A 21,340-nucleotide genomic window follows, 5' to 3' on the forward strand; every position below is an offset into this window, starting at 1 on the left:
CGGCGGGCCGGAAAAACAGCCCTGCCCCCTGTTCTTTGCGCGCGCAGCATGTAGTCTTGCTGCACCGCAATGAAAACGAGGCGCATCATGAACCTTTCGGGAAAGACCGCGATCATCACCGGATCGAATTCCGGCATCGGGCTTGGCGTCGCGCGCGAACTGGCGCGGGCCGGTGCCGATGTGGTGCTGAATTCCTTCACCGACCGCGATGAGGACCATGCGCTGGCCGCCGAGCTTGGCAAGGAGTTCGGGGTCCGGGGACGCTACATCAAGGCCGACATGTCGAAAGGCGACGAGTGCCGGGCGCTGGTCGAACAGGCCGGCGATTGTGACATCCTCGTCAACAATGCCGGGATCCAGCATGTCGCGCCGGTCGACGAGTTCCCGACGGAGAAGTGGGACGCGATCCTCGCGATCAACCTCAGCTCGGCCTTCCACACGACCGCGGCGGCGCTGCCGGGGATGCGGGCGAAGGGCTGGGGCAGGGTGGTCAACATCGCCTCGGCGCATGGGCTGACCGCCTCGCCGTTCAAGTCGGCCTACATCGCCGCGAAGCACGGCGTGGTCGGCCTGTCGAAGACCGTGGCGCTCGAGACCGCGGGGCAGGGGATCACCTGCAACGCGATCTGCCCCGGCTACGTTCTGACGCCGCTCATCGAGTCGCAGATCCCCGGCCAGATGAAGGTCCACAACATGGACCGCGAGACGGTGATCCGGGAGGTCATGCTGCTGCGCCAGCCCTCGCGCCAGTTCGCGACCGTCGAGGAGATCGGCGGCACCACGGTGTTCCTGTGTTCGGACGCCGCCGCACAGATCACCGGCACGACGATCTCGGTGGACGGCGGCTGGACCGCGCTCTGATCGATAACCGACCCGGGGCGCGCGGCTGCGGGTACTGAAGCGCGTTGTGCATACGGAACGGAGAGGGCGGGCGATGACGATCCGGCGGATCAATCTCGCGCTGCAGGGCGGCGGCGCGCATGGCGCCTTCACCTGGGGCGTGCTCGACAGGCTCCTGGAAGAGGAGATGATCGAGATCGCCGGGATCTCGGGAACCTCGGCAGGCGCATTGAACGGCGCGGCGCTGAAGGCGGGGTTGGCGATGGGTGGTCGCGAGGGCGCCCGCGCCAATCTCGACTGGCTCTGGTCCCAGGTCGGCGCCGTCGGCGACATGCGGTTGTCGGGATGGTTCCGCGCCTTCCTCCCGGTCTCGACCCTATGGGAGGACATGACCGAGCGCTTCACGCCGTTCTCGCCGGCCGAGACCTTCACGCGCCTGTTCAGCCCCTATGATTACGGCCCGTTCTACGTCAACCCGCTGGCGCGGGTGGTCGAGCGGTTCCGCTACGATCTGGTCTGCGCGGCCACCGGGCCGGCGCTCTTCGTCGCCGCGACCAATGTCCGGACCGGCAAGATCGCGGTCTTTTCGGGCGAGGCGATCTCGACCGAGGCGATCCTCGCATCGGCGGCCCTGCCGACGCTGTTCCAAGCGGTCGAGGTGGCCGATCCCGAGACCGGCGCCGTCGAGGCCTACTGGGACGGCGGCTACACCGGCAATCCGGCGCTGTTTCCGCTCTTCGACCCCGGACTTCCCGACGACATCGTGGTCGTGAGCATCAACCCGCTGCGGCGCGAGGCGGTCCCGCGGTCCTCGCAGGACATTCTCGACCGCATCAACGAGATCAGCTTCAATTCCTCGCTTCTCAGGGAGTTCCGGGCGATCAATTTCGTGAAGGAACTGATCGCGGCGGGAAAGGTCGAACCGGGCGCGATGAAGGACGTGCTGGTGCACGTGATCGCCGACGACACTCTTATGAACCGCCTGAACGCGCGTTCCAAGCTCGCCCCCTCGCCGGCGCTGTTTTGGGAGCTGAAGGCGGCCGGGCGCGCGGCGGCGGCGGCATTTCTCGAGCGCGACGGCGCACGCCTCAACCGCGAGAGCAGCGTCGACCTCGCGGGCTTCATCGCCTGAGCGCGACCGCGCGTCCGGACCATCTCTCCACGGCACCGTTCACTGGGCGGCGATCTGGGGCTTTTCCTTGTCCTTGTCCTTGCCGTTGGGATAGACGAGCCCGGCCGAGATCACCAGCTTCGCGGCATCCTCGACCGACATGTCGAGGAAGGATACGTCGCGTTTCGGCACGTAGAGCAGGAAGCCAGAGGTCGGGTTCGGCGTCGTCGGCAGGAACACCGTCATCACCTCGTCGTCGGGCAGCCGCGCGAGGATCTCGCCCTTGGCAGCGGTCGAGACGAAGCCGATCGCCCAGATGCCGGGACGCGGGTATTCGATCAGGCAGGCCTTGTCGAACTTCGACTCGGTCTGCGAAAAGACCGTCTCGGCGACCTGCTTGACGCCGCTGTAGACCGAGCGCACGACCGGCATCCGATCGACGAGGCCCTCGCCCCAGCCGATCAGCGAGCGGCCGATCAGCCCCTTGGCGATCCAGCCGACGAAGACCGTGAAGAGCAGGAAGACGACGACGCCGACGCCGCGGACGTTGATCGCGGTATCCTCGCCGAGGATGTCCTTGATGAAGCGGTCGGGCTGGTACTGGTCGGGCACGAAGGGCAGCACCCAGCTGTCGATCCAGCCGGTCACCGTCCAGATCAGCCACAGCGTCAGCCCCACGGGCGCAACGACCACGAGGCCCGTCAGGAAATTGGCACGGAGCCGAGCGAGAATGCCCCGCCTCCGCGGCGGATGGATGATGCCGTGTTCGTGGCCGTCGTGATCTGGCTTCATCGTCAGCGCTTCCCGTTCCCGAAGGGAATGTAGGTGGTCCGCAGGCGCCCCACAATGGGGAGAAAGTCAGGACTGCCGGGCGATTTCGCAGGAAATGGCGGCTCCGAGGCGGGCATTGTTCAGAACGAGCGCGATATTCGCCTCGAGCGAGCGTCCGCCGGTCAGATCGAAGATTCGCGCGAGCAGGAACGGCGTGACCGCCTTCGCGGCGATGCCCTGCGCCTCTGCCTCGGCGAGCGCGGTCTCGATCACCGGCATGATCTCGGCGCGCGGGATCTCGGCGGACTCGGGGATCGGGTTCGCGACCAGCTGGCCGCCGTCGAGCCCGAGGCGCGCGCGCATCTGATGCGCGGCGGCGATGTCCCGGGCTTTGTCCATCCGCAGCGGTGCGGGCAGGCCGGACCGGTGCGACCAGAAGGCGGGAAACTCGTCCTGCCCATAGGCGATGACCGGGACGCCGAGCGTCTCGAGCACCTCGAGCGTCTTCGGCAGGTCGAGGATCGCCTTGGCGCCCGCGGCGACGACGGTGACCGGGGTGCGAGCCAGTTCGTGGAGATCGGCGGAAATGTCGAAGGAGGTCTCGGCCCCCCGGTGGACGCCGCCGATGCCGCCGGTGGCGAAGACGGCAATCCCGGCGAGGCGGGCGGCGATCATCGTCGCGGCGACGGTCGTGGCGCCGGTGCGGCCGGCGGCGAGGCAGGCGGCGATATCGGCGCGCGAGAGCTTCATCACCGCCTCGGCCTGGGCCAGCCGTTCCAACTCGGCCGCGGTCAGCCCGACATGCAGCCTGCCGTCCATCACCGCGATGGTCGCAGGCACGGCGCCATGCGCGCGGATCTCGGTCTCCACCCGGCTGGCCGTTTCCAGATTTTGCGGGAATGGCATGCCGTGCGTGATGATCGTCGATTCCAGCGCAACAATGGGCGCGCCATTCAAGCGCGCGTCGGCGACCTCGGGCGAGAAGGCGAGGGGCAGGTCGGTCACGATCCGATATCTCCCGATACATATTGCGCGGCGGCATCGAGCGCCGAACGGAGTGCCGTCGCGCGGTCTTCGCCCCGCGTCTCGGCGACAATGTGGGCCGCCATGAAAGTATCCCCCGCGCCGGTGACGCGGGTGACCAGAACCGCCGGCGGATCGGCGGTGACGATGCCCTCGCGCGAGCCATCTGCCGTGGTGCGGCCGCCATCGGTGACGAGCACGCGCGCGGCGCCGCGGTCGACCAGGGCCGCCGCCGCCTCGGGGGCGGTGGCGAAGCGGCGGTGACCGAGGAGCCCCGCTTCCTCGAGGTTCACATAGAGCGTGGCATTGGCGACGGCGAGGAGCGGCAGCAGCCGTTCGGCCTTGCCGGGCGAGGCCGGGGCGACGCGCAGGTCGGCCGCGGCGAAGAGCGGCGAGTGGGCGATGTCGGCGAGAAGGCCGGCGGTCAGGTTGCCGTCGAGCGCGATCGGCCCGGCCCAGGGCGCCCCGGCCCGGCCGAGCGCACCATCGGAAAGCGGACGCAGGATCTTGTCGCCGGCGGCCTCCAGAGAATGGGCATCCGCGATCGCCGCGATGAGGCCGTTCGCCCCCTCGACCGCCATGTAGCGGTCGGTCGGAAGGTCGTCGGAGCGGTAGATGTGGCGGGTGACGAGCCCCATCCGGGTGCAGGCGGCGACAAGCTCGTCGCCCTCAGGGTCGCGTCCCACGGCGGTAAGGAGGGCTGGGCGGACACCGAAACGCGCGAGCGTCATCGCGATGTTCATCGCCACCCCGCCGGGCAGGCGGGTGATGCGGCCAGGCACATCGGCGCCCGCGCCCATGTGGGCCGGCGTGCGGCCGATGATGTCCCACAGAACGGAGCCAATGCAGAGAATGTCGGGCTGCGCTGTCATCACGCTGGTTTGCCGGGAAACACTGCCGACTACAAGCGCGGTTCAAATGTCTGGCGGATGAACTGCCGCAGGAGCAGGATCTGGCCGACGATCATGTGGGGCTCGCCGAGCGCCTTGCCCATGACGATCCCGCCCTCGATCACCGTGCCGATCATGTCCGCCAGGGCCTCGGTGTCGACGTCGTCCCGGGGGGGATAGGTCGCGCACAGCTCGTCGAACACATCCTGGAAGCGCCGCCGCCACGCCAGGACGGCGCGCCGGTTGGCCTGCCGCACCTCTTGATCGAACAGGCGGTCCTGATAGGCGGCCGTCGCCACGATGCAGCCGGGATGCCCGTTGGGCATGTCCTCCAGCAGCTCGGCCAGGAGCCGCAGGCCGATCAGGGTCGTGTGCAAGGGATCGTCGCTCAGCTCCCGCGCCCGGGACCAGAGACCGTCGAAGAGTTCGTTCTCGACCTCGATGTGGCGCTCGATCAGCGCATGGGCGAGCGCGTTCTTGTCCGGGAAATGGTAGAAGAAGCCGCCCTTGGTGATCTCGGCCCCGGCCACGATCTCCTCGATCGAGGTCGCGTCGAAGCCCTTGGAGAGCACCGCCGCCTCGGCGATATCCATGATCCGGGTCCGGGTGTCGGTCTGCTTTGCCATCTCGCTCCCTTGCGTTCTACTGGACCGACGGTCCAGTTCTCCGAGGGCGGAACTGCGGCCGACTTCACGCCGGCATGCACAAGCTTCTGAATTACAACGGCAAAAAATGTTACCTCGTAGTATACCGCAAGCAAACTAGGTCTCAAAGCCGCAATTCGTCATTCCTTTCTTACGGACAAGGAGGAGTGAAATGACTTTGAAACAGGACGCCACGCGCCGTTTTCTCGACGATCCTAGGATCTACCTGACCGACGGCGGCTTCGAGACCTCGATGGTCTTCCACGAGGGGCTGGACCTGCCCGCCTTTTCGGCCGTCGTGCTTCTTGATGATGCGAAAACGCGAGCGGCCGTGACCCGGTATTTCGAACGGTTCCTCGCCATCGCCGAGGAGGCCGGGACCGGCTTCGTGCTCGACACCGCCACCTGGAGGGCGGCCGACCACTGGGCTGCGGCCATCGGGCGGCCGAAGGCGGAACTGCGGCAGCTCGCGCGCGCATCGGTGGCATTCGCGCAGGCGCTGAGGGCGCGGTGGGCTGGAAGGGTCGACCCGATCCTGATCGAGGGTGTGGTCGGGCCGGCCGGTGATGGCTATGCGCCTGAATCCCTGCTGGCGCCCGATGAGGCCGAGGCGCTGCATGCCGGACAGGTCCGACTCCTCGCCGAGGAGGGCGTGGATTTCATCGGCGCCATCACGATGACCCATCCCGGCGAAGCGATCGGCATCGTCCGGGCCGCGCAGGCGGCGGGTGTTCCGGTGGTGGTCAGCTTCACCGTGGAGACCGATGGGCGCCTGCCGAACGGCCAGACGATCGGCGCGGCGATTGCCGAGACCGATGCCGCGACCGGGGCCGCGCCGCTCTACTACATGATCAACTGCGCCCATCCCGATCACTTTGCGGCAGAACTTGGACAGGGCGACTGGCGCGCCCGGATCGGCGGGATCAGGGCCAACGCCTCGCGCCTCAGCCATGCCGAACTCGACAAGGCGGAGGAGCTCGATGACGGCGATCCGGAGGAGTTCGGCCAGCTTCATGCCGCCTTCGCCGGGCTCCTGCCGGGGCTCAAGGTCACCGGCGGCTGCTGCGGCACCGATCACCGTCATGTCGGCTGCGTCGCGCGGCATGTCGTGGGACCGGCCGTCGCCGTCGCGTGAACACCCAACTCAGCAACAGGAGAAGACCAATGAAGTTCCTTACCATCACCGCCTTCGCCACCGGCCTCGCGCTGCCGGCCTTCGCAGCACCCCTCAGCGGCTTCGACGTGGCCGAGGATCTGTCGCGGTTCGTCCATGCGGCCGCCCCGGCCTTCGATGACGGGTCTCCGGCCTATGGCACGCCCTTCATCACGCAGGGCTACATCTACCCGGCCGGAACGCTCGACGGCGGCGTCGAGGGAACCCTGCCCGACGGAAGCCCGGCCTTTCCCGAAAAGGTCATCGGCACCTGGACCTGCGACGGCTATTTCGTCGGCGAGGGCCTGCGTACGCTCACCGGCGACATCGTCGTGACCCGGCAGGTCTACCAGTTCGCCAACGGCGACGTTCTCATCAGCCAGGGCTCCGAACTCGCGGACATCGGCGTGCCGGTGACGCGGGCGGTCACCGGCGGAACCGGCGACTATGCCGCTGCCGGTCCGGCGCTCGAACAGGTGCTTCTCGGCATGACCGACGGCTACGGCGTGCGCCTGCAGGTCGCGCTCGAACCGGCCCGTCAGCGCGCAGCGCTCGACTGATGTAACCTGCACCATGCGCCCGGCCGCGATCTTCGGCCGGGCAGGCGATCCAACAGTCAGGAGCGTTCCCATGACCAGACCCGATCTGACCATCCGCAAGGCTTGCGCCGCCGATGCCGGTTTCATCGCCGAGATGGTCAACCAAGCCGGCGAGGGCATCGCCCTGCATTTCTGGTCAATGACGGCACCTGTCGCCAGTGCCGCAATCGAGGTCGGCATTGCCCGTGCCGCCGGAGAGACCGCGGCGATTTCCTACCGCAACGCCTGGATCGCCGAGATTGGCGGCGAGGCCGCTGGCTGCCTGATTGCCCATCGCCAGCCCGAGACGCTGCCGCCCCCCGATCCCGAGACCCCGCCGCTCTTCCGCCCTCTGGACTCGCTGGAGGCGGAAGCCCCCGATACCGGCTATGTCCATGTGCTTGCGACCGCGCCCGCCTTTCAGGGCCGCGGCATCGGCACCCGCCTTCTGGACTTCGCCGAGCGCTATGCCGGCCCGAGGGGCATGAGCCTGATCGTCGCCGATGCCAACGAAGGTGCCCGGCGGCTCTATGAACGCGCGGGCTACCGGGTCGCGGCGCGGCGGGCGATGGTGAAGGATGGCTGGGCCGGCGCGGGCCGCGAGTGGCTTCTGATGGTCAAGCCCGCGGATCACGCGCGCAATGGATAACGGTCGGGCTCCTCGAAGACATCGAGCACCACCGTTCCCGCGGCGATCCGCGCCGAATGCAGGGCGCCGGACGGAATCGTATAGGTCTCGCCCGGCCGGTAGCGGCGGGTCTCGCCCTCCACCGTCAGCTCGATCTCGCCCTGAAGCACCGTCCCCCACTGCCCCCCGTGGGAATGCGCGGGCAGGTCGAGATTCTCGTGGAACGTGAAGAAGACAGCGAGCCCGTCATCCGAGCGCAGGACATTCGTCGTGATCACCTCCTCGGGGAACGGGATGTCGACGGCGGGAAACCGGCGCATGAAATCGGCAAGCGGCATGGGGAAGATCCTTCCGGCTTCGGTATCTTGTTGATTTGGTGCAGAGTGAAGCCGACAATCGCGGCCGTATCAACCGAAGGAGACACAGGTGCCGAGTTTTCGTGGATTCCCGCCCGAGACCTTCGCGTTCCTGTCCGATCTGAAGGCCAACAACAAGCGGAGCTGGTTCGAAGCCAACCGGGATCGCTACGAAAACCTCTGGAAAGCGCCCGGGCTCGATTTCATCGAGGCCCTCGGCCCCGGCATGGCGGCGATGGAGCCGCCGATGAAGGCCGAGGCGCGGATCAACGGCTCGCTCCGGCGGATCAATCGCGACGTGCGGTTCGCGGCTGACAAGTCGCCTTATGAGCCCTGGCTGCACCTGATCTTCTGGCCCGGAGACCACCCCAACAGGGGGGCCGGCATGCATGTCGTGCTGACGCCCGAGGGGCTCGGCTATGGGGCGGGGCGGTGGGCGTTTGACGGTCCGGTGCTCGCCCGCTATCGCGAGCGGCTCGCCGACGCGACGGAGCGGGCGGCGCTGCTCGCCGCGCTGAAAGAGGCGGAGGGCGTCGGCTGTCACCTCGACGAGCCACATCTGAAGCGCCTGCCAAAGGGCTGCGATCCCGCGCCGGAATGGGATTACCTCCTGCGCTACAAGGGGATCGTCGCGCGCACGATGGAGGGTGGCTTCATGCCGGGCTGGATCGGGACGCCCGCGGCCGTCGAAGAGATGCTCGACCGGACGCGCAGGCTCATGCCGCTGATTGGCTGGCTGCACGCCCTGTGACGCGCCGCGGCCACGGCTTCCCGGCAGGGGGCTTGCGCGCCGTCGCAAATCGTCCTATACGCGCGCCACTTCACAGGCGAGGCTTGGGCCTTCGGGGGAGACATCCCCGCAAGGTCCGCCGGTTGTCCCGGATCCGATCCGGGACCTCATGCTTCGCCGAGGCGCAAACCGGAAAGGAAATGGACATGGCGCTCCCCGATTTCTCCATGCGTCAGCTCTTGGAAGCTGGCGTTCACTACGGCCACCAGACCCAGCGCTGGAACCCGCGGATGTCGGAATACATCTACGGCGACCGCAACGGCATCCACATCATCGACCTGACGCAGACGGTGCCGATGCTCGACGCCGCGCTCAACGTCATCCGTGAGACCGTGGCCAAGGGCGGCCGCATCCTCTTCGTCGGCACCAAGCGTCAGGCTGCCAAGCCGATCGCCGATGCCGCGGAAAAGTGCGCGCAGTACTACATGAACCACCGCTGGCTCGGCGGCACGCTGACGAACTGGAAGACCGTGTCCCAGTCGATCGCGCGCCTCAAGCAGATCGACGAGGTTCTGGGTTCGGGCGCCGAGGGCCTGACCAAGAAAGAGCGTCTGGGCATGGAGCGCGAGCAGGCGAAACTCCAGGCCTCGCTCGGCGGCATCCGCGAGATGGGCGGCGTTCCCGACCTTCTCTTCGTGATCGACGTGAACAAGGAAGACCTCGCCATCCTCGAAGCGCAGAAGCTCGGGATCCCGGTCGTCGCTATCGTCGACACCAACTGCTCGCCCAAGGGCGTTGACTACGTCATCCCGGGCAACGACGACGCCGCCCGCGCGATCGCGCTCTACTGCGATCTCGTGAGCCGCGCCGCGCTTGACGGCATGTCCGCCCAGATGGGCGCTGCCGGCATCGACATCGGTGCGCTCGACGAGGCGCCGGCCGAGGAAACGGTCGCCGAAGAGGCCTGACCGGACCCGGTGGGGCGCGTTCGAGCGTCCTGTCATCCTACCTTCATCGGGCGGGGATACTCCCCGCCTGACCCATTGAGAAATCTTCGAAGGAGAGCCGACATGGCGATCACCGCACAAATGGTGAAAGAGCTGCGCGAGTCGACCGGCGCGGGCATGATGGACGCCAAGAAGGCGCTGACCGAGACGAATGGCGACATGGAAGCCGCCGTCGACTGGCTGCGCACCAAGGGCCTGGCCAAGGCCGCCAAGAAGGCCGACCGCGTCGCCGCCGAGGGCCTGATCGGCGTCGCCGTCAAGGACGGCCGTGGCGTCGCCGTCGAGATCAACTCGGAAACCGACTTCGTCGCCAAGAACGCCGACTTCCAGGACATGGTCCGCGACATCACCAACATCGCGCTGCAGACCGGCGAGACGCTGGAGGTTCTGAAGGCCACCCATCTGAACGGCAAGCCGGTCGAAGACGTCCTCACCGACGCGATCGCCCGCATCGGCGAGAACATGACGCTGCGCCGGATGCACGTTCTTGAAGGCGACACGGTCTATACCTACGTCCACTCGGCCGCTGCCGAGAACATGGGCAAGATCGGCGTTCTCGTTGCTCTGAACGGCCCGAAGGACAAGGCGGAGGCGATCGGCAAGCAGTTCGCCATGCACATCGCCGCGACCTCGCCGCTCGCGCTGAACGAGGCCGCGCTCGATCCTGCCGTCGTGGAGCGCGAACTCCAGGTCCAGACCCAGAAGGCGCTCGAGGAGAACGCCGCCTCGGCGAAGCCGAAGCCCGATCAGGTGATCCACAACAACATCATCCCGGGCCGGATGAAGAAGTTCCTCTCTGAAAACACGCTGCTCGGCCAGCAGTTCGTGATCAACCCGGACGTGACGGTCGAACAGGCCGCCAAGGATGCCGGCGTCGAGATCACCGGCTTTGCCCGCGTCGCGGTGGGCGAGGGCATCGAGAAGGAAAAGGAAGACTTCGCCGCCGAGGTCGCAAAGACCCGCGGCGCCTGATCCCTCGTCAGGACTTCGTCTCAGGAAGGGCCGGGGTAATCCCGGCCCTTTTGTCATTTCGGGGAATGCTTGTATCCGGTCAATGACCGGCTTGGCTGGGTCCGGCGGGTGCGAAACACCCGCCGGGCCCGGAACCCGGATTTCCGGGATTTGGGCTCAAGTCCCGAGGTTCTGGCGGTTTCGGCTCAAGCCCCACCAAATCACCACTCACTGAACCTCGTCACGATGCCGCATCCACCGTGATCGCGCCTGACGCAGATCAACTGTGCAGCGGGAATCTTCGCGACTTCGGGACGGCATGGGAACAGGATGGGAGACAGGAAGGGCGGCGCCTCCGGTCGATGGAGTCGCCGCCCTGATGCGCGCCGGCACCTGTTGGGGACATGGACAGGGCGCGCAAAAGTGTCGGACCAGCCTGCCCATGAAAACGACCGGCTGGTCCGCACCCGGTTGCCCGGCGCTCCCGCTTCCCCCGCAAACGCGGGCTGGTCCTGGGAGCCGTTCCTGGCCAATGCCACCACTCACGGAACATTCCCACGTTGTCCGCTTTCCGGCTTTTCAGGCTGATTTGAATCAACGGAATTCAGGGATTCTCGCTGCGCCGTCGAACCGACACAGATTGAGGGGGCTATAAAAGGGTGGGTGGTACGCCTCGCCAAGAGGCGTACCACCCGATGTCGCGCCAGCACCTGTTGGGGATGAGGACAGGGCGCGTCTTCGTGTCGAACCTGCCAGATGAGAAAGCATCCGGCAGGCCCAACTTCCGGTTTCCCGGGCCCCCCATTCCCCCGTAAAAAACGGGCTGGTCCGGGGGAGCAGTTCCTGGCCAATGCCACCACTCACGGAACGAGGAAGATATTGCAGGTTTACCCAACGTAAGGAAAGTATGGGAATCCATACCCGCCTGAATTGTAACGAAGTCTTGAGCGCAAGCGGTCGAACTGCAAAACCTTCCGTCTCCAGACCGATCATTGTCCTGCCGTTAGAAACAATGCGGAGCCAGATCACTCCGGAAGCATGAAGATCTGATTCTGGAACGAGGCCTTCAAGACCGCCTGGGCTGTGGTCTCGACGTCGAGCGCCTCGCGCGCAAGGCGAAGGTGCTTCTCGACCGTGGCCGGCGTCAGCCCCATGATCGTGGCGATGTCCTGCATGGTCTTGCCGTCACCGACCCATTCGAGCGCCTCACGCTGGCGTGGCGTCAGGGCCCGGCGCGACGAGGCGAAGGGCATCGCCGTGATCCGGAGGTGGGTGATGTTGTTGATGATGGCGATCTCGGAACCGAACTCCTCCCACATGGAGTCGACCTCGAACTGTCGCATGCCGGGCCTGGCGCAAAGACCGATGGCGCCCTTCGCGCGGACGGAGACGTCCCGAAAGCTGATCGAGTAGCCCGCCCGGATGTCATAGCGGAAGTTCAGATCGACGATCTGCTTCTCGATATCGCTTAGTTCGCGACTAGCGGCCACCTCGTCGATCAGCCGCCAGGAACACGTTCCTTCATTCGCGGCAGCCCAGTTCACCATCGGAGCGTGATTGAACAGGCCGGATCTCACGAACAGGTCGAGATACCGCTCGTCGTGATTCGACAGGACGAGGAGGTCGTCGGCATTGCCGAAGGAGGTCGAGGTCCGGAACCGGGTGAAGCCGTAGAGCAGGCGGTCGAAGCCGTATTCCGCCATCTTGGCGAGATGAAGCGACCAGATCTCCTCGATGGTTTCTGCCTCAATGACCCGTTCCAGATGCGGGATGATCGGGGACGGCGGCTTCATCAGCGCCTCCGTGCGGAGGTCTGACCAAGGCCGTAGCCGCCTGCGTCCAACGCGGCGGAATGATCACGAACAACCGTGAGTGTGGCCAACTGAATCAAAGAAGCCATGACACTATCCCCGTTCAAGTTGTGCCATGCCGTCTGAACACTGTCGAGGGGAGCCACTTTTCATTTCACCCGTTCGTGATACCTAATGTGGCGCACAACCAGAGCGGAGCCTGCCATGACGGATGGACATTGGGACGTAGTGATCGTCGGCGGCGCGGTCACCGGTGCGGCGACGGCCTGGTGGCTGCTCGGGATTGCACCCGGCCTGCGGGTCATGGTGGTCGAGAAAGACCCGACCTATGCCCGCGCCGCGACGGCGCTCTCGGTGGCCTCGGTACGTCAGCAGTTCTCAAATCCCGTGAACGTCGAGATCTCGCGCTTCGGCGCCGCGTTCATCCGCGATTTCGGCGCGCGAATCGGCCCGGAGGGCGGGGTTCCCTCGCTCGGCCTGAAGGAGAACGGCTACCTGTTCCTGACCGGAACCGAGACGGGGGCCGAGGTGCTCGAGGAGCTGGCCGCGATGCAGCGCGGGCTCGGAGCGGCGACCGAAGTGCTCGGCCGGGCGGAACTCGCGCGGCGCTATCCGTGGATGCAGTTCGACGATGTGGTCGCCGGCAGCATCGGCGCGCGGGACGAGGGCTGGTTCGACAACATGGGATTGCTGAACGGGTTCCGGGCGGGTGCCAGGGCGCGCGGCGCGGTCTTCGTCCATGACCGGGCCGTGGGGCTGGAGCGGGAGGGCGCACGCGTCACGGCCGCAATGCTCGAAACCGGGGGCAGGGTGTCTGCCGACGCCTTTCTCTGCGCGGCCGGCACCGGCTCGACCGAAATCTGCGCGATGGCGGGCATTGCGCTGCCAGTCGAGCCGCGCAAGCGCACGGTCTTCGTTGTCGACGCGCCAAACGCCCGGCACGCCGACGCCCCCCTGATCATCGACCATACCGGGATCTACCTGCGCCCCGAACACGGCACCTGGATCACCGCGACGGTGCCGATCGACGACGGTCCCTGCGACGAGACGGACTGGGAGCCCGATCACGCCCAGTTCGAGGACCTGATCTGGCCGCGGCTCTACAACCGGAGCGAGGGCTTCGACGCGGTCAAGGTGATGCGGTTCTGGGTCGGTCACTACGATTACAACCGCCTGGATCAGAACGCGATCCTGGGGCGCTGGCCGGGGACCGAGAATTTTCACGTCGCGACCGGCTTTTCCGGGCACGGCCTGCAGCAGGCGCCCGCGGTGGGACGCGGCATGGCGGAACTGATCCTTACGGGGCGCTACGAGACACTCGACCTCTCGCCGCTCGGGCCGGAGCGCGTGTTGGAGAACCGGCCCTTCCTCGAACGCGCCGTCGTCTGACGCGCCCGCGGGGTCACAGCTTGTCGACGGGAACCTTGAGATAGGTGCCGCCATCCTCGTCGGGCGGCGGCATCCGGCCCGCCCGCATGTTCACCTGCAAGGACGGGATGATCAGCTTCGGCATGTCGAGCGTCCGGTCGCGCGCTTCGCGCAAGGCGACGAACTCCGCGGCTGAGCGCGATCCGCCGATATGGACGTTGCGCGTCTTCTCCTCGGCGACCGTCGTCTCCCAGGCGAAATCGTTGCGGCCGGGGGCCTTGTAATCATGGCCGACGAAGATCCTCGTCTCGTCGGGCAGGGCGAGGATCTTCTGGATCGAGTCGTAGAGCATTTCGGCCGAGCCGCCGGGGAAGTCACAGCGTGCGGTGCCGAAATCCGGCATGAAGAGCGTGTCGCCGACAAAGGCCGCGTCGCCGATCACATAGGTCAGACAGGCCGGCGTGTGGCCGGGCGTGTGCAGGACCCGGCCTTCGAGCGCACCGATCCCGAACTGGTCACCGTGGCGAAACAGGCGGTCGAACTGGCTGCCGTCGCGCTGGAACTCGGTGCCCTCGTTGAAGACCTTCCCGAAGGTGTTCTGAACGACCGTGATCTTCTCGCCGATGCCGATCCGGCCGCCGAGGCGTTCCTGGATATAGGGCGCGGCCGAGAGGTGATCGGCGTGGACATGGGTTTCGAGGATCCATTCGACCCGCAGTCCCTTCGCGCGGATATGCGCGATCACGCGATCGGCCGAAGCCGTGCCGGTGCGGCCCGAGGCGTAGTCGAAGTCGAGAACCGAATCCACGACCGCGGCGGCCAAGCTGCCGGGATCGACGACGACATAGCTCACCGTGTTGGTCGCCTCGTCGAAAAACGCGGTCACGTCAGGTTTCACGAGCGTCATGGTCTGCCTCCGGGATCGTCTCCACAGGATATGGTCAACGCCAAACACATATCAAGTGATGAATATGTGTGGTGAAACGCTAAAGGTCACGTCAGCGCCCGGACTCGCGCGACGAATTGGGGCAGGTCGCGGAAATCGTCGAAGTCGCCGGCGAAACGGATCTCCGAGCGCGGCACGCGAAGATACCCGGCGGAGAAGAGCAGGAACGGCATGCCGGCGGCTTCGGCGGTGTGCGCATCGACCTCGCTGTCGCCGACGAAGACGCAGTCGCCGCCGAGTGCCGCGCAGGCGGCGCGGAGCGGGGCAGGGTGGGGCTTTCGTTCGGCCAGGGTGTCGCCGGCGACGACGCAGTCGAAGAACGGCGCGAGCCCGAGCGCGTCAAGAACCGAGGCCGTCGCCGCGGCGGGCTTGTTGGTGCAGATCCCGAGCCGGTGCCCGTCGGATCTCAGCGTTCCGAGCGTCTCGCGGACATGAGGATAGACCGTCGTGAACTCGGCGGAGCGTTCGGTGTAGTCCGCCACCAGCCGCCCGGCCAGCGCATCGTGTCGGGCCATGTCGATCCCGCGCTCGGCCATGACGCGGGCCACGAGCACCTTGGCGCCGTCGCCGACGAAGGAACGGATCCGGGCCGGCACCATCGGTGGCTGACCCTCGGCCGCGAGCATCCTGTTCACCGCCGCCGCGAGATCGGGCAAGCTGTCGATCAGCGTGCCGTCGAGATCGAAGATCAGCGCCGGGGCAGGGCTCACGCCGCCTTCCACTTGATCGAGCAGCCCATCGAGGCGACTTGGTGCTCCGGTCCCTTGCCGGTTTCCGCGACCATCCGCATCGCCTCGTAGAGCTCGCGCCTGACGTCAGGAGCCGCGGCCTGGCGGCCCGACGCGTCGAGGCGGCCGCGATACTGAAGCTCGAGCGCCGCGTTGAAGCCGAAGAAGTCGGGTGTGCATGTCGCGCCGTAAGCCTTTGCGACGGCTTGGCTTTCGTCGTAGAGATAGGGGAAGGTGAAGGCGTGCCGGACGGCTTCGGATTTCATGGCGTCGAAGCCGTCCTGCGGATAGGCCAGAGCGTCGTTGGAAGAAATCGCGGCGGCACCAATGCCGAGGTCCTGCAGCGCCTTCGCATCCCGGACGATGCGGTCGATCACCGACTGGACATAGGGGCAGTGGTTGCAGATGAACATGATCAGCGTGCCTTTCGGACCCGCGATCTCGGACAATGACCAGTCGCGGCCATCCGTGCCGGGCAGCGTGAAATCCACCGCTTTCCAGCCAAACTCACAGACGGGCGGAGATACTGCCATGGCGTTTTCCTCTGACTTCAGGCGGCTTCGGCCGCCTTGCGGATCGCAGCGATATTCTGGCCGTAGACCTCGGGCTTCGCAACCGAACCGCCGGAAAACACGCCCGATCCGGCCACCAGGACATCTGCGCCGGCTGCCGCGACCAACGGCGCGGTCTCGGGCGTGATGCCGCCGTCGATCTCGATATGGATCGGGCGATCGCCGATCATGGCACGCAAGGAGCGGATCTTATCTATTTGGGAATGAATGAATTTTTGCCCGCCGAAGCCGGGGTTCACCGTCATTACGCAAACCAGGTCGATGAGATCCATGACCGGCGCGACAGCGTCGGCCGGAGTTCCGGGATTGATCGCGAGGCCAGCCTTTTTTCCTGTCGCGCGAATGGCTTGCAGCGTGCGGTGGATATGCGGGCCGGCCTCGACATGAGCGGTGATGATGTCGACGCCGGCCTCGGCGAAGGCGTCGATATAGGGATCGACCGGCGCGATCATCAGGTGCACATCCATGACCGTGCGGATATGCGGCCGGATCGCCTTGCACATGGCCGGGCCGAAGGTCAGGTTCGGCACGAAGTGGCCGTCCATCACATCGACATGAACCCAGTCGCAGCCTTGATCCTCGATGGCACGGATCTCCTGACCGAAATTCGCGAAATCGGCGGAGAGGATCGACGGGGCGATCTTGATCTTGCGGTCGAAGGGCATGGAAAGGCTCCGGGATTGTTGTCGAGAACCGTCTAGCGGCAAAAGGTCCACAACGCCAGAATGCAGCTTCGACTTGCGGCAAATACTGGCAATGGAGGCAGTTTCAGGCCGAATTCTTCCATCTTTAAATTACATAATTCGGCTTATCGGATATTGGTGTCGGAATCGACGGGCACGCCCTTCCGCCAAACTCCCGCGAGTCTCAGGTCATCCGTGAGATGGACGAAATCCGCATCGCGCCCCGGTTCCAGCATGCCGCACCGATCTGTGAGGCCAAGCACGCGCGCCGGGATCCGGCTCGCCATCGCCAGCGCACGGTCGAGCGCGACGCCAACATCGTCGCGCAACACCCGGATCGCGCGTGTAAAGTTCAGATCCGCACCCGCGAGCGTGCCGTCCGCAAGCGTGAGCCTTCCATCCCGTCTGAGGATCTCACGACCGTTCAATTCGAAACGCCGGATTCTGGCTCCGGCTGGCGCCATCGCGTCGGTCACGAGGAAGATCTCGCCCGGCCCGGCCTTGGCCGCCAGCGCGGCCGCCATTGCAGCCGGATGCACATGGATGCCGTCGGCGATCAGCCCGGCGTCGAGCGCTCCGGTTGTCAGCGCCGTGCCGACGAGGCCCGGCTCCCGGTGGCCGAGTGGACTCATGGCGTTGAAGAGATGCGTGGCGAGCCGCGCGCCGGCGGTCACGGCGGCCTTGCAGGTCGCGAAATCCGCGTCGGTGTGGCCGAGGGACACGATCACGCCGGCCTCGGACAAGGCCGATATCTGCGCGAGGCTCACGCTTTCGGGCGCCAGCGTCACCATGAGCCTCGGCAACCGCCGCGCGGCGTCGAGCAGCATCGCGAGGTCGCCCTCCTCCATCGGCCGGATCAGCGCGGGATCATGGGCGCCCTTCCGGGCAAGGCTCAGATGCGGCCCCTCGAGGTGGAGCCCTGCGACACCGGATATGCGCGCGGCAATCGCCCCCTCGACCGCGTTGATCGCGGCGCGCGTCTGCGCGGACGTGTCGGTGATCAGCGTCGGCAGGAACGTCAGGGTGCCGAACCGCGCGTGGGCCTCGGCGATGCGGGCTAGGGTCGCGACGCTCGGCGCGTCGTTGAACATCACCCCGCCGCCGCCGTTGAGTTGCAGATCAACGAATCCCGGCGCGAGAATCCCGCCCGAAAGAGCTACCGTCTCGACTCCGCCGGTCCGCGCCTCTGGCGGCAGGATCGCGGCGATCCGGCCCCGATCGACGAGAAGCGCGCCGGGACCGAGCCGGTCGCCGTCGAAGATCATGGCACCGTGATAGAGCGTCGGCATCACTGTACCTCCAAGGCCGCCAACCGCGCCGCAAGCGCAAGCGCGCCGTCGAGCGCGCTGCCCTTCGGTGCTACGATCCTCTCGGCGAGGGCCGGAGGGAGCCATGCTGCGTAAGCTGGGCCAAGACCTCCGGCCAGGCACAGCGGCTCGCCTTCGGCCAGACCGAGCGCGGCGGTCGCGCGTTCGACATAGGCGGCCCCCTCGCCCATCAGGCGCCCGGCCACCGCGTCCCCGGCTGTGGCCGCGGCAACAATGTCCGGCGCGAGCGCGGCATACTCGGCCGGGGATGCGCTCAGTCCAAAGGCGGTGATCCCGGCGGCACCGCCGAACCTCTCCAGCGTGGCTCTTGTCAGGCGGCTCGACGGTGCCATCCCGTCATGGTCCAGCAGCGTTTCGGTCAGCAGACGGCGGCCGAGCCAGGCGCCCGAGGACTGGTCGCCAAGCGCGAAGCCCCAGCCGCCGACGCTGCGGATCCTGCCGCCGGTCTGGCGGCCGATGAAAGACCCGGTGCCGATCGCCGCGACCACGCCGTCATCCAGCCCGAGCGCGCCCGCGATCATCGTCGGCTGATCGTCGGTGACGGTGACGCGGGCAAACGGCAGCCCTGCGACGACCCGGTCGGCCATCGCTGCGTCCATGACGCCCGCCAACCCGAGATGCGCAACCGCTTGCCCGAGTGCGGCTTTGGGCAGACCGGCGGCCTTCGCGAGGCGCGGCAGCAGGCTCGCGATCCGCGCCATCGCGCCGGCGAAGTCCGAGACGTTCGCGGGCCCGCCGACCACTTCGACACGCTTGCCGGACCCGAGGCACAGCGCCGCCCGACAAGACGTGCCGCCGCCGTCAAGGCCGATCAGGATTGGCGCCTCGACCATGTTCTCGATCCCGTCCTCTCAGCGATGCCCAGTCGAAGATTGACGATGGTCTCTTCAGGTAATGACGTCCGGCCCCGCGCGACCGGTTCGGCTCCGTATTCCGGCGAGCGTCTCCGCAGCCTCCAGAACCGGCGCGAGCGCGGTCTGGACCTCCTCCGAAAGCCCGTCCGGCCCCGCCACATGGCGTTCGAGGTACAGCCGGATCGTCGCGCCCTCGGTCCCGGTTCCGGAGAGCCGCAGCACCACGCGCGAACCGTCGGTGAAGACGATCCGCAACCCCTGCCCCCGCGAGACCGATCCGTCGACCGGATCGGCATAGGCGAAGTCGTCGGCAGCCGCGACGGTGAGGCCCGCGATCTCCTGCCCCGGCAACTCCGGGAGCTTCGCGCGCAGGGTCGCCAGCACCGCTTCGGCAACGTCTGACGGCAGCGCCTCGTAATCGTGCCGGGAGTAGTAGTTCCGGCCGAATCGGCGCCAGTGGCCATTGAGGATTTCTGAAACGCTTTCAGTGCGTTCCGCAAGGATATTCAGCCAAAGAAGAACCGCCCAGAGCCCGTCCTTCTCACGCACGTGATCCGATCCGGCGCCGAAGCTCTCTTCGCCGCAGAGCGTCGCGCGGCCGGAATCGAGGAGGTTGCCGAAGAACTTCCAGCCGGTCGGCGTCTCATGGCAGCCGATGCCGAGCGCGGCGGCGACCCGGTCCACCGCCGCGGAGGTCGGCATCGAGCGGGCGACGCCCTTCAGCCCGTCCCGGTATCCCGGCGCGAGATGGGCATTGGCGGCGAGTACGGCGAACCCGTCCGAGGGCGCGACGTAGATGCCGCGGCCGACGATCATGTGGCGGTCGCCGTCCCCGTCGGAAGCCGCGCCGAGGTCGGGCGCCTCGGGGCCGAACATGCGCTCCATGAGATCATGCGCCCAGGTCGGGTTGGGATCGGGATGCATGCCGCCGAAATCCGGCAGCGGCTCGGCATTGACGACGGTGCCCGGTGCCGCGCCGAGGCGGTTCTCGAGGATCTCGCGGGCGTAGGGACCGGTCACGGCGCACATCGCGTCGAACCGCATCCTGAAGCCGCGCGCGAACATCGCGCGGATCGCGTCGAAGTCGAACAGGTTTTCCATCAGCGCGGCATAGTCGGCGACCGGGTCTATGACGGAAATCTCCATCCCGCCAATCTCTTGCGTGCCGATCCTCGACAAGTTCACATCCGCCGCGTCGGCAATGAAATACTCGTCGATCACCTTCGTCCGGGCGTGGATCGCCTCGGTCATCGCCTCTGGCGCCGGGCCGCCATTGGCGGTGTTGAACTTGACCCCGAAATCCGCCTCCAGCCCGCCGGGATTGTGCGAGGCCGATAGGATGATGCCGCCGTCGGCGTGGTTGAGCCGGATCAGATGCGAGGCCGCGGGCGTCGACAGAAGCGCATATTGGCCGACGATCACCCGCCGCGCGCCATTGGCCGCAGCCATCTTCAGGATCACCTGCGCCGCGCGTTCGTTGAAGTAGCGCCCATCGCCCCCGACAACATAGGTCTTACCCTTCGCGCCGCCGGTCGCGTCGAAGATCGACTGGACGAAGGTTTCGAGATAACCCTCTGACATGAAGACCTTCGTCTTCTTCCTCAATCCCGAGGTTCCGGGCTTCTGCCCGTCCTTCGGACTGCACGTCACACGCATCAATTGCTCCCTCTCGGCCCGGTTCCGGGCCTACATCAGGCTGGTCACCCAGAGGATCGTTGCATCCTCGGCGCTCAGCGAAATCACGTTGTGGCCCATCGTCGCGTCGTAATAGGCGCTGTCGCCACGGCGCAGATCGACGGGTTCGTAGAACTCTGTGTACAGCCGGACGACTCCGGTCAGGACATAGAGGAACTCCTCGCCGTCATGGCGGACCCAGCCGTCGAACTCCTCGATCGCGCGTGCCCGGATACGCGCGGTATAGGGCAGCATCTGCTTGGCCCGCAGCGCGCCGGCGAGCAGCCGGTGCTCGTAGGTCGCGGTGGCGTGGGCCTGGCCCTCGGTTGCCTTGGTCACCGCCATCCGCCCCGAGATCTGCGCCTTCGACGGCGGCGTGAAGAGCTGGGGCACCGTGATCGACAGGCCCTCGGCGAGCTTCTTCAACGCCTCGTAAGTCGGTGACATCTGGCCGTTCTCGATCTTCGAGAGGGTCGAGCGCGCGAGCCCCGCCTGCCCCGCAGCCTGTTCCAGTGTCCAGCCGCGCTCCTTTCTCAGGTCGCGCACTCGCTGGCCGAGGTTGAGCGGCTCGGCCGGCTCGCTCTCGGCGCCGTCCGCACGGGCGATGCGGATCATTCCGGTCGGGTCGATGTCGCTCATCTGATCATTCCAAGAGGGTCACCAGTGCAATAGCGCCATTCCACCCCGGCTTGCA

At 66.7% G+C, this 21,340-nt stretch carries 23 protein-coding genes; 9 read left to right on the forward strand and 14 right to left on the reverse strand.

All coding sequences use genetic code 11. From position 1 onward, the window contains the following. Positions 1 to 87 precede the first annotated feature (87 nt). The gene (locus OM960_RS05820; protein ID WP_263332850.1) at positions 88 to 861 is read left to right on the forward strand and encodes a 3-hydroxybutyrate dehydrogenase; all 774 of its coding nucleotides are present in this window, start codon (positions 88 to 90) and stop codon (positions 859 to 861) included. A gap of 73 nt (positions 862 to 934) precedes the next feature. Further along, positions 935 to 1,972 (forward strand): patatin-like phospholipase family protein, encoded by a 1,038-nt coding sequence (locus OM960_RS05825; RefSeq protein ID WP_263332852.1) that lies wholly within the window; start codon positions 935 to 937, stop codon positions 1,970 to 1,972. Positions 1,973 to 2,011: 39 nt separating this feature from the next. Here OM960_RS05825 and OM960_RS05830 read toward each other — a convergent pair whose 3' ends face one another. From OM960_RS05830 to OM960_RS05845, 4 genes are all read right to left on the reverse strand, one after another. Continuing rightward, on the reverse strand, positions 2,012 to 2,743 hold the full coding sequence (locus tag OM960_RS05830; RefSeq protein ID WP_263332854.1) for a DUF502 domain-containing protein: 732 nt from the start codon (positions 2,741 to 2,743) through the stop codon (positions 2,012 to 2,014). 66 nt (positions 2,744 to 2,809) lie between these two features. Then, positions 2,810 to 3,727: a pseudouridine-5'-phosphate glycosidase gene (locus OM960_RS05835; RefSeq protein WP_354003542.1), complete on the reverse strand. Its 918-nt coding sequence runs from the start codon at positions 3,725 to 3,727 to the stop codon at positions 2,810 to 2,812. Further along, positions 3,724 to 4,617, reverse strand: coding sequence for a PfkB family carbohydrate kinase (locus OM960_RS05840; protein ID WP_264771348.1), 894 nt, complete (start codon positions 4,615 to 4,617; stop codon positions 3,724 to 3,726). The genes OM960_RS05835 and OM960_RS05840 overlap by 4 nt, the downstream gene beginning before the upstream one ends. Positions 4,618 to 4,646: 29 nt before the next feature. Then, positions 4,647 to 5,261 (reverse strand): TetR/AcrR family transcriptional regulator, encoded by a 615-nt coding sequence (locus OM960_RS05845; protein ID WP_263332857.1) that lies wholly within the window; start codon positions 5,259 to 5,261, stop codon positions 4,647 to 4,649. Between the two features lie 190 nt (positions 5,262 to 5,451). Here OM960_RS05845 and OM960_RS05850 point away from each other — a divergent pair, with 190 nt between their 5' ends. The 3 genes from OM960_RS05850 to OM960_RS05860 all read left to right on the forward strand — a co-directional run bounded on the left by OM960_RS05850 (position 5,452) and on the right by OM960_RS05860 (position 7,659). Continuing rightward, a complete protein-coding gene (locus OM960_RS05850) occupies positions 5,452 to 6,414 on the forward strand; it encodes a homocysteine S-methyltransferase family protein (protein ID WP_263332859.1) in 963 nt (320 codons plus the stop codon). A gap of 29 nt (positions 6,415 to 6,443) precedes the next feature. After that, entirely contained in the window at positions 6,444 to 6,992 is a 549-nt protein-coding gene (locus OM960_RS05855) for a hypothetical protein (RefSeq protein WP_263332860.1), read from the forward strand. 70 nt (positions 6,993 to 7,062) lie between these two features. Beyond that, complete coding sequence (locus OM960_RS05860; RefSeq protein WP_263332862.1) at positions 7,063 to 7,659, forward strand: GNAT family N-acetyltransferase; 597 nt, start codon at positions 7,063 to 7,065, stop codon at positions 7,657 to 7,659. Here OM960_RS05860 and OM960_RS05865 read toward each other — a convergent pair. Next, entirely contained in the window at positions 7,641 to 7,976 is a 336-nt protein-coding gene (locus OM960_RS05865; RefSeq protein ID WP_264771349.1) for a cupin domain-containing protein, read from the reverse strand. The two genes, OM960_RS05860 and OM960_RS05865, sit on opposite strands and share 19 nt — an antisense overlap. Before the next feature lie 88 nt (positions 7,977 to 8,064). On the opposite strand from OM960_RS05865, the gene OM960_RS05870 reads away from it, so the two are divergent. From OM960_RS05870 to tsf, 3 genes are all read left to right on the forward strand, one after another. Next, entirely contained in the window at positions 8,065 to 8,745 is a 681-nt protein-coding gene (locus tag OM960_RS05870) for a DUF2461 domain-containing protein (RefSeq protein WP_264771350.1), read from the forward strand. A 179-nt stretch (positions 8,746 to 8,924) separates the two neighbouring features. Next, a complete protein-coding gene (gene rpsB / locus OM960_RS05875) occupies positions 8,925 to 9,692 on the forward strand; it encodes a 30S ribosomal protein S2 (protein WP_263332868.1) in 768 nt (255 codons plus the stop codon). A gap of 102 nt (positions 9,693 to 9,794) precedes the next feature. Continuing rightward, positions 9,795 to 10,703, forward strand: a complete 909-nt coding sequence (tsf, locus tag OM960_RS05880; protein ID WP_263332870.1) for a translation elongation factor Ts — start codon at positions 9,795 to 9,797, stop codon at positions 10,701 to 10,703. A gap of 1,004 nt (positions 10,704 to 11,707) precedes the next feature. Here the strand turns inward: tsf and OM960_RS05885 are convergent. After that, on the reverse strand, positions 11,708 to 12,475 hold the full coding sequence (locus OM960_RS05885) for a LuxR family transcriptional regulator (RefSeq protein WP_263332873.1): 768 nt from the start codon (positions 12,473 to 12,475) through the stop codon (positions 11,708 to 11,710). Positions 12,476 to 12,697: 222 nt separating this feature from the next. On the opposite strand from OM960_RS05885, the gene OM960_RS05890 reads away from it, so the two are divergent. After that, positions 12,698 to 13,882, forward strand: coding sequence for an NAD(P)/FAD-dependent oxidoreductase (locus tag OM960_RS05890; RefSeq protein ID WP_264771351.1), 1,185 nt, complete (start codon positions 12,698 to 12,700; stop codon positions 13,880 to 13,882). A 13-nt stretch (positions 13,883 to 13,895) separates the two neighbouring features. Here OM960_RS05890 and OM960_RS05895 read toward each other — a convergent pair whose 3' ends face one another. The 8 genes from OM960_RS05895 to OM960_RS05930 form a co-directional block, all read right to left on the reverse strand. Continuing rightward, positions 13,896 to 14,759 (reverse strand): MBL fold metallo-hydrolase, encoded by an 864-nt coding sequence (locus OM960_RS05895; protein WP_264771473.1) that lies wholly within the window; start codon positions 14,757 to 14,759, stop codon positions 13,896 to 13,898. 95 nt (positions 14,760 to 14,854) lie between these two features. After that, a complete protein-coding gene (gene gph / locus OM960_RS05900) occupies positions 14,855 to 15,517 on the reverse strand; it encodes a phosphoglycolate phosphatase (protein WP_264771352.1) in 663 nt (220 codons plus the stop codon). Continuing rightward, a complete protein-coding gene (locus tag OM960_RS05905) occupies positions 15,514 to 16,068 on the reverse strand; it encodes a thioredoxin family protein (RefSeq protein ID WP_264771353.1) in 555 nt (184 codons plus the stop codon). The genes gph and OM960_RS05905 overlap by 4 nt, the downstream gene beginning before the upstream one ends. 17 nt (positions 16,069 to 16,085) lie before the next feature. Then, a complete protein-coding gene (gene rpe, locus OM960_RS05910; RefSeq protein WP_264771354.1) occupies positions 16,086 to 16,772 on the reverse strand; it encodes a ribulose-phosphate 3-epimerase in 687 nt (228 codons plus the stop codon). A gap of 143 nt (positions 16,773 to 16,915) precedes the next feature. Next, positions 16,916 to 18,079, reverse strand: coding sequence for an N-acetylglucosamine-6-phosphate deacetylase (gene nagA, locus OM960_RS05915; RefSeq protein WP_264771355.1), 1,164 nt, complete (start codon positions 18,077 to 18,079; stop codon positions 16,916 to 16,918). Next, a complete protein-coding gene (locus tag OM960_RS05920) occupies positions 18,079 to 18,951 on the reverse strand; it encodes a glucosamine kinase nucleotide-binding domain-containing protein (RefSeq protein ID WP_263332885.1) in 873 nt (290 codons plus the stop codon). Before OM960_RS05920 ends, nagA begins: the two co-directional genes overlap by 1 nt. A 54-nt stretch (positions 18,952 to 19,005) precedes the next feature. After that, positions 19,006 to 20,628, reverse strand: coding sequence for an alpha-D-glucose phosphate-specific phosphoglucomutase (locus OM960_RS05925; RefSeq protein ID WP_263332887.1), 1,623 nt, complete (start codon positions 20,626 to 20,628; stop codon positions 19,006 to 19,008). A 30-nt stretch (positions 20,629 to 20,658) separates the two neighbouring features. Then, entirely contained in the window at positions 20,659 to 21,285 is a 627-nt protein-coding gene (locus tag OM960_RS05930) for a helix-turn-helix domain-containing protein (protein ID WP_263332889.1), read from the reverse strand. Between the last annotated feature and the right edge of the window lie 55 nt (positions 21,286 to 21,340).

The organism is Defluviimonas salinarum, assembly GCF_026013545.1.
Lineage (GTDB): Bacteria > Pseudomonadota > Alphaproteobacteria > Rhodobacterales > Rhodobacteraceae > Albidovulum > Albidovulum salinarum.

Excerpts from the sequence above, each read along its gene's own strand:
- OM960_RS05820 (WP_263332850.1), top strand. The coding sequence starts at position 88 with ATGAACCTTTCGGGAAAGACCGCGATCATCACCGGATCGAATTCCGGC.
- OM960_RS05825 (WP_263332852.1), top strand. The coding sequence starts at position 935 with ATGACGATCCGGCGGATCAATCTCGCGCTGCAGGGCGGCGGCGCGCAT.
- OM960_RS05830 (WP_263332854.1), bottom strand. The coding sequence starts at position 2,743 with ATGAAGCCAGATCACGACGGCCACGAACACGGCATCATCCATCCGCCG.
- OM960_RS05840 (WP_264771348.1), bottom strand. The coding sequence starts at position 4,617 with ATGACAGCGCAGCCCGACATTCTCTGCATTGGCTCCGTTCTGTGGGAC.
- OM960_RS05845 (WP_263332857.1), bottom strand. The coding sequence starts at position 5,261 with ATGGCAAAGCAGACCGACACCCGGACCCGGATCATGGATATCGCCGAG.
- OM960_RS05850 (WP_263332859.1), top strand. The coding sequence starts at position 5,452 with ATGACTTTGAAACAGGACGCCACGCGCCGTTTTCTCGACGATCCTAGG.
- OM960_RS05855 (WP_263332860.1), top strand. The coding sequence starts at position 6,444 with ATGAAGTTCCTTACCATCACCGCCTTCGCCACCGGCCTCGCGCTGCCG.
- OM960_RS05860 (WP_263332862.1), top strand. The coding sequence starts at position 7,063 with ATGACCAGACCCGATCTGACCATCCGCAAGGCTTGCGCCGCCGATGCC.
- OM960_RS05865 (WP_264771349.1), bottom strand. The coding sequence starts at position 7,976 with ATGCCGCTTGCCGATTTCATGCGCCGGTTTCCCGCCGTCGACATCCCG.
- rpsB (WP_263332868.1), top strand. The coding sequence starts at position 8,925 with ATGGACATGGCGCTCCCCGATTTCTCCATGCGTCAGCTCTTGGAAGCT.
- tsf (WP_263332870.1), top strand. The coding sequence starts at position 9,795 with ATGGCGATCACCGCACAAATGGTGAAAGAGCTGCGCGAGTCGACCGGC.
- OM960_RS05885 (WP_263332873.1), bottom strand. The coding sequence starts at position 12,475 with ATGAAGCCGCCGTCCCCGATCATCCCGCATCTGGAACGGGTCATTGAG.
- OM960_RS05890 (WP_264771351.1), top strand. The coding sequence starts at position 12,698 with ATGACGGATGGACATTGGGACGTAGTGATCGTCGGCGGCGCGGTCACC.
- OM960_RS05905 (WP_264771353.1), bottom strand. The coding sequence starts at position 16,068 with ATGGCAGTATCTCCGCCCGTCTGTGAGTTTGGCTGGAAAGCGGTGGAT.
- rpe (WP_264771354.1), bottom strand. The coding sequence starts at position 16,772 with ATGCCCTTCGACCGCAAGATCAAGATCGCCCCGTCGATCCTCTCCGCC.
- nagA (WP_264771355.1), bottom strand. The coding sequence starts at position 18,079 with ATGCCGACGCTCTATCACGGTGCCATGATCTTCGACGGCGACCGGCTC.
- OM960_RS05920 (WP_263332885.1), bottom strand. The coding sequence starts at position 18,951 with ATGGTCGAGGCGCCAATCCTGATCGGCCTTGACGGCGGCGGCACGTCT.
- OM960_RS05925 (WP_263332887.1), bottom strand. The coding sequence starts at position 20,628 with ATGCGTGTGACGTGCAGTCCGAAGGACGGGCAGAAGCCCGGAACCTCG.
- OM960_RS05930 (WP_263332889.1), bottom strand. The coding sequence starts at position 21,285 with ATGAGCGACATCGACCCGACCGGAATGATCCGCATCGCCCGTGCGGAC.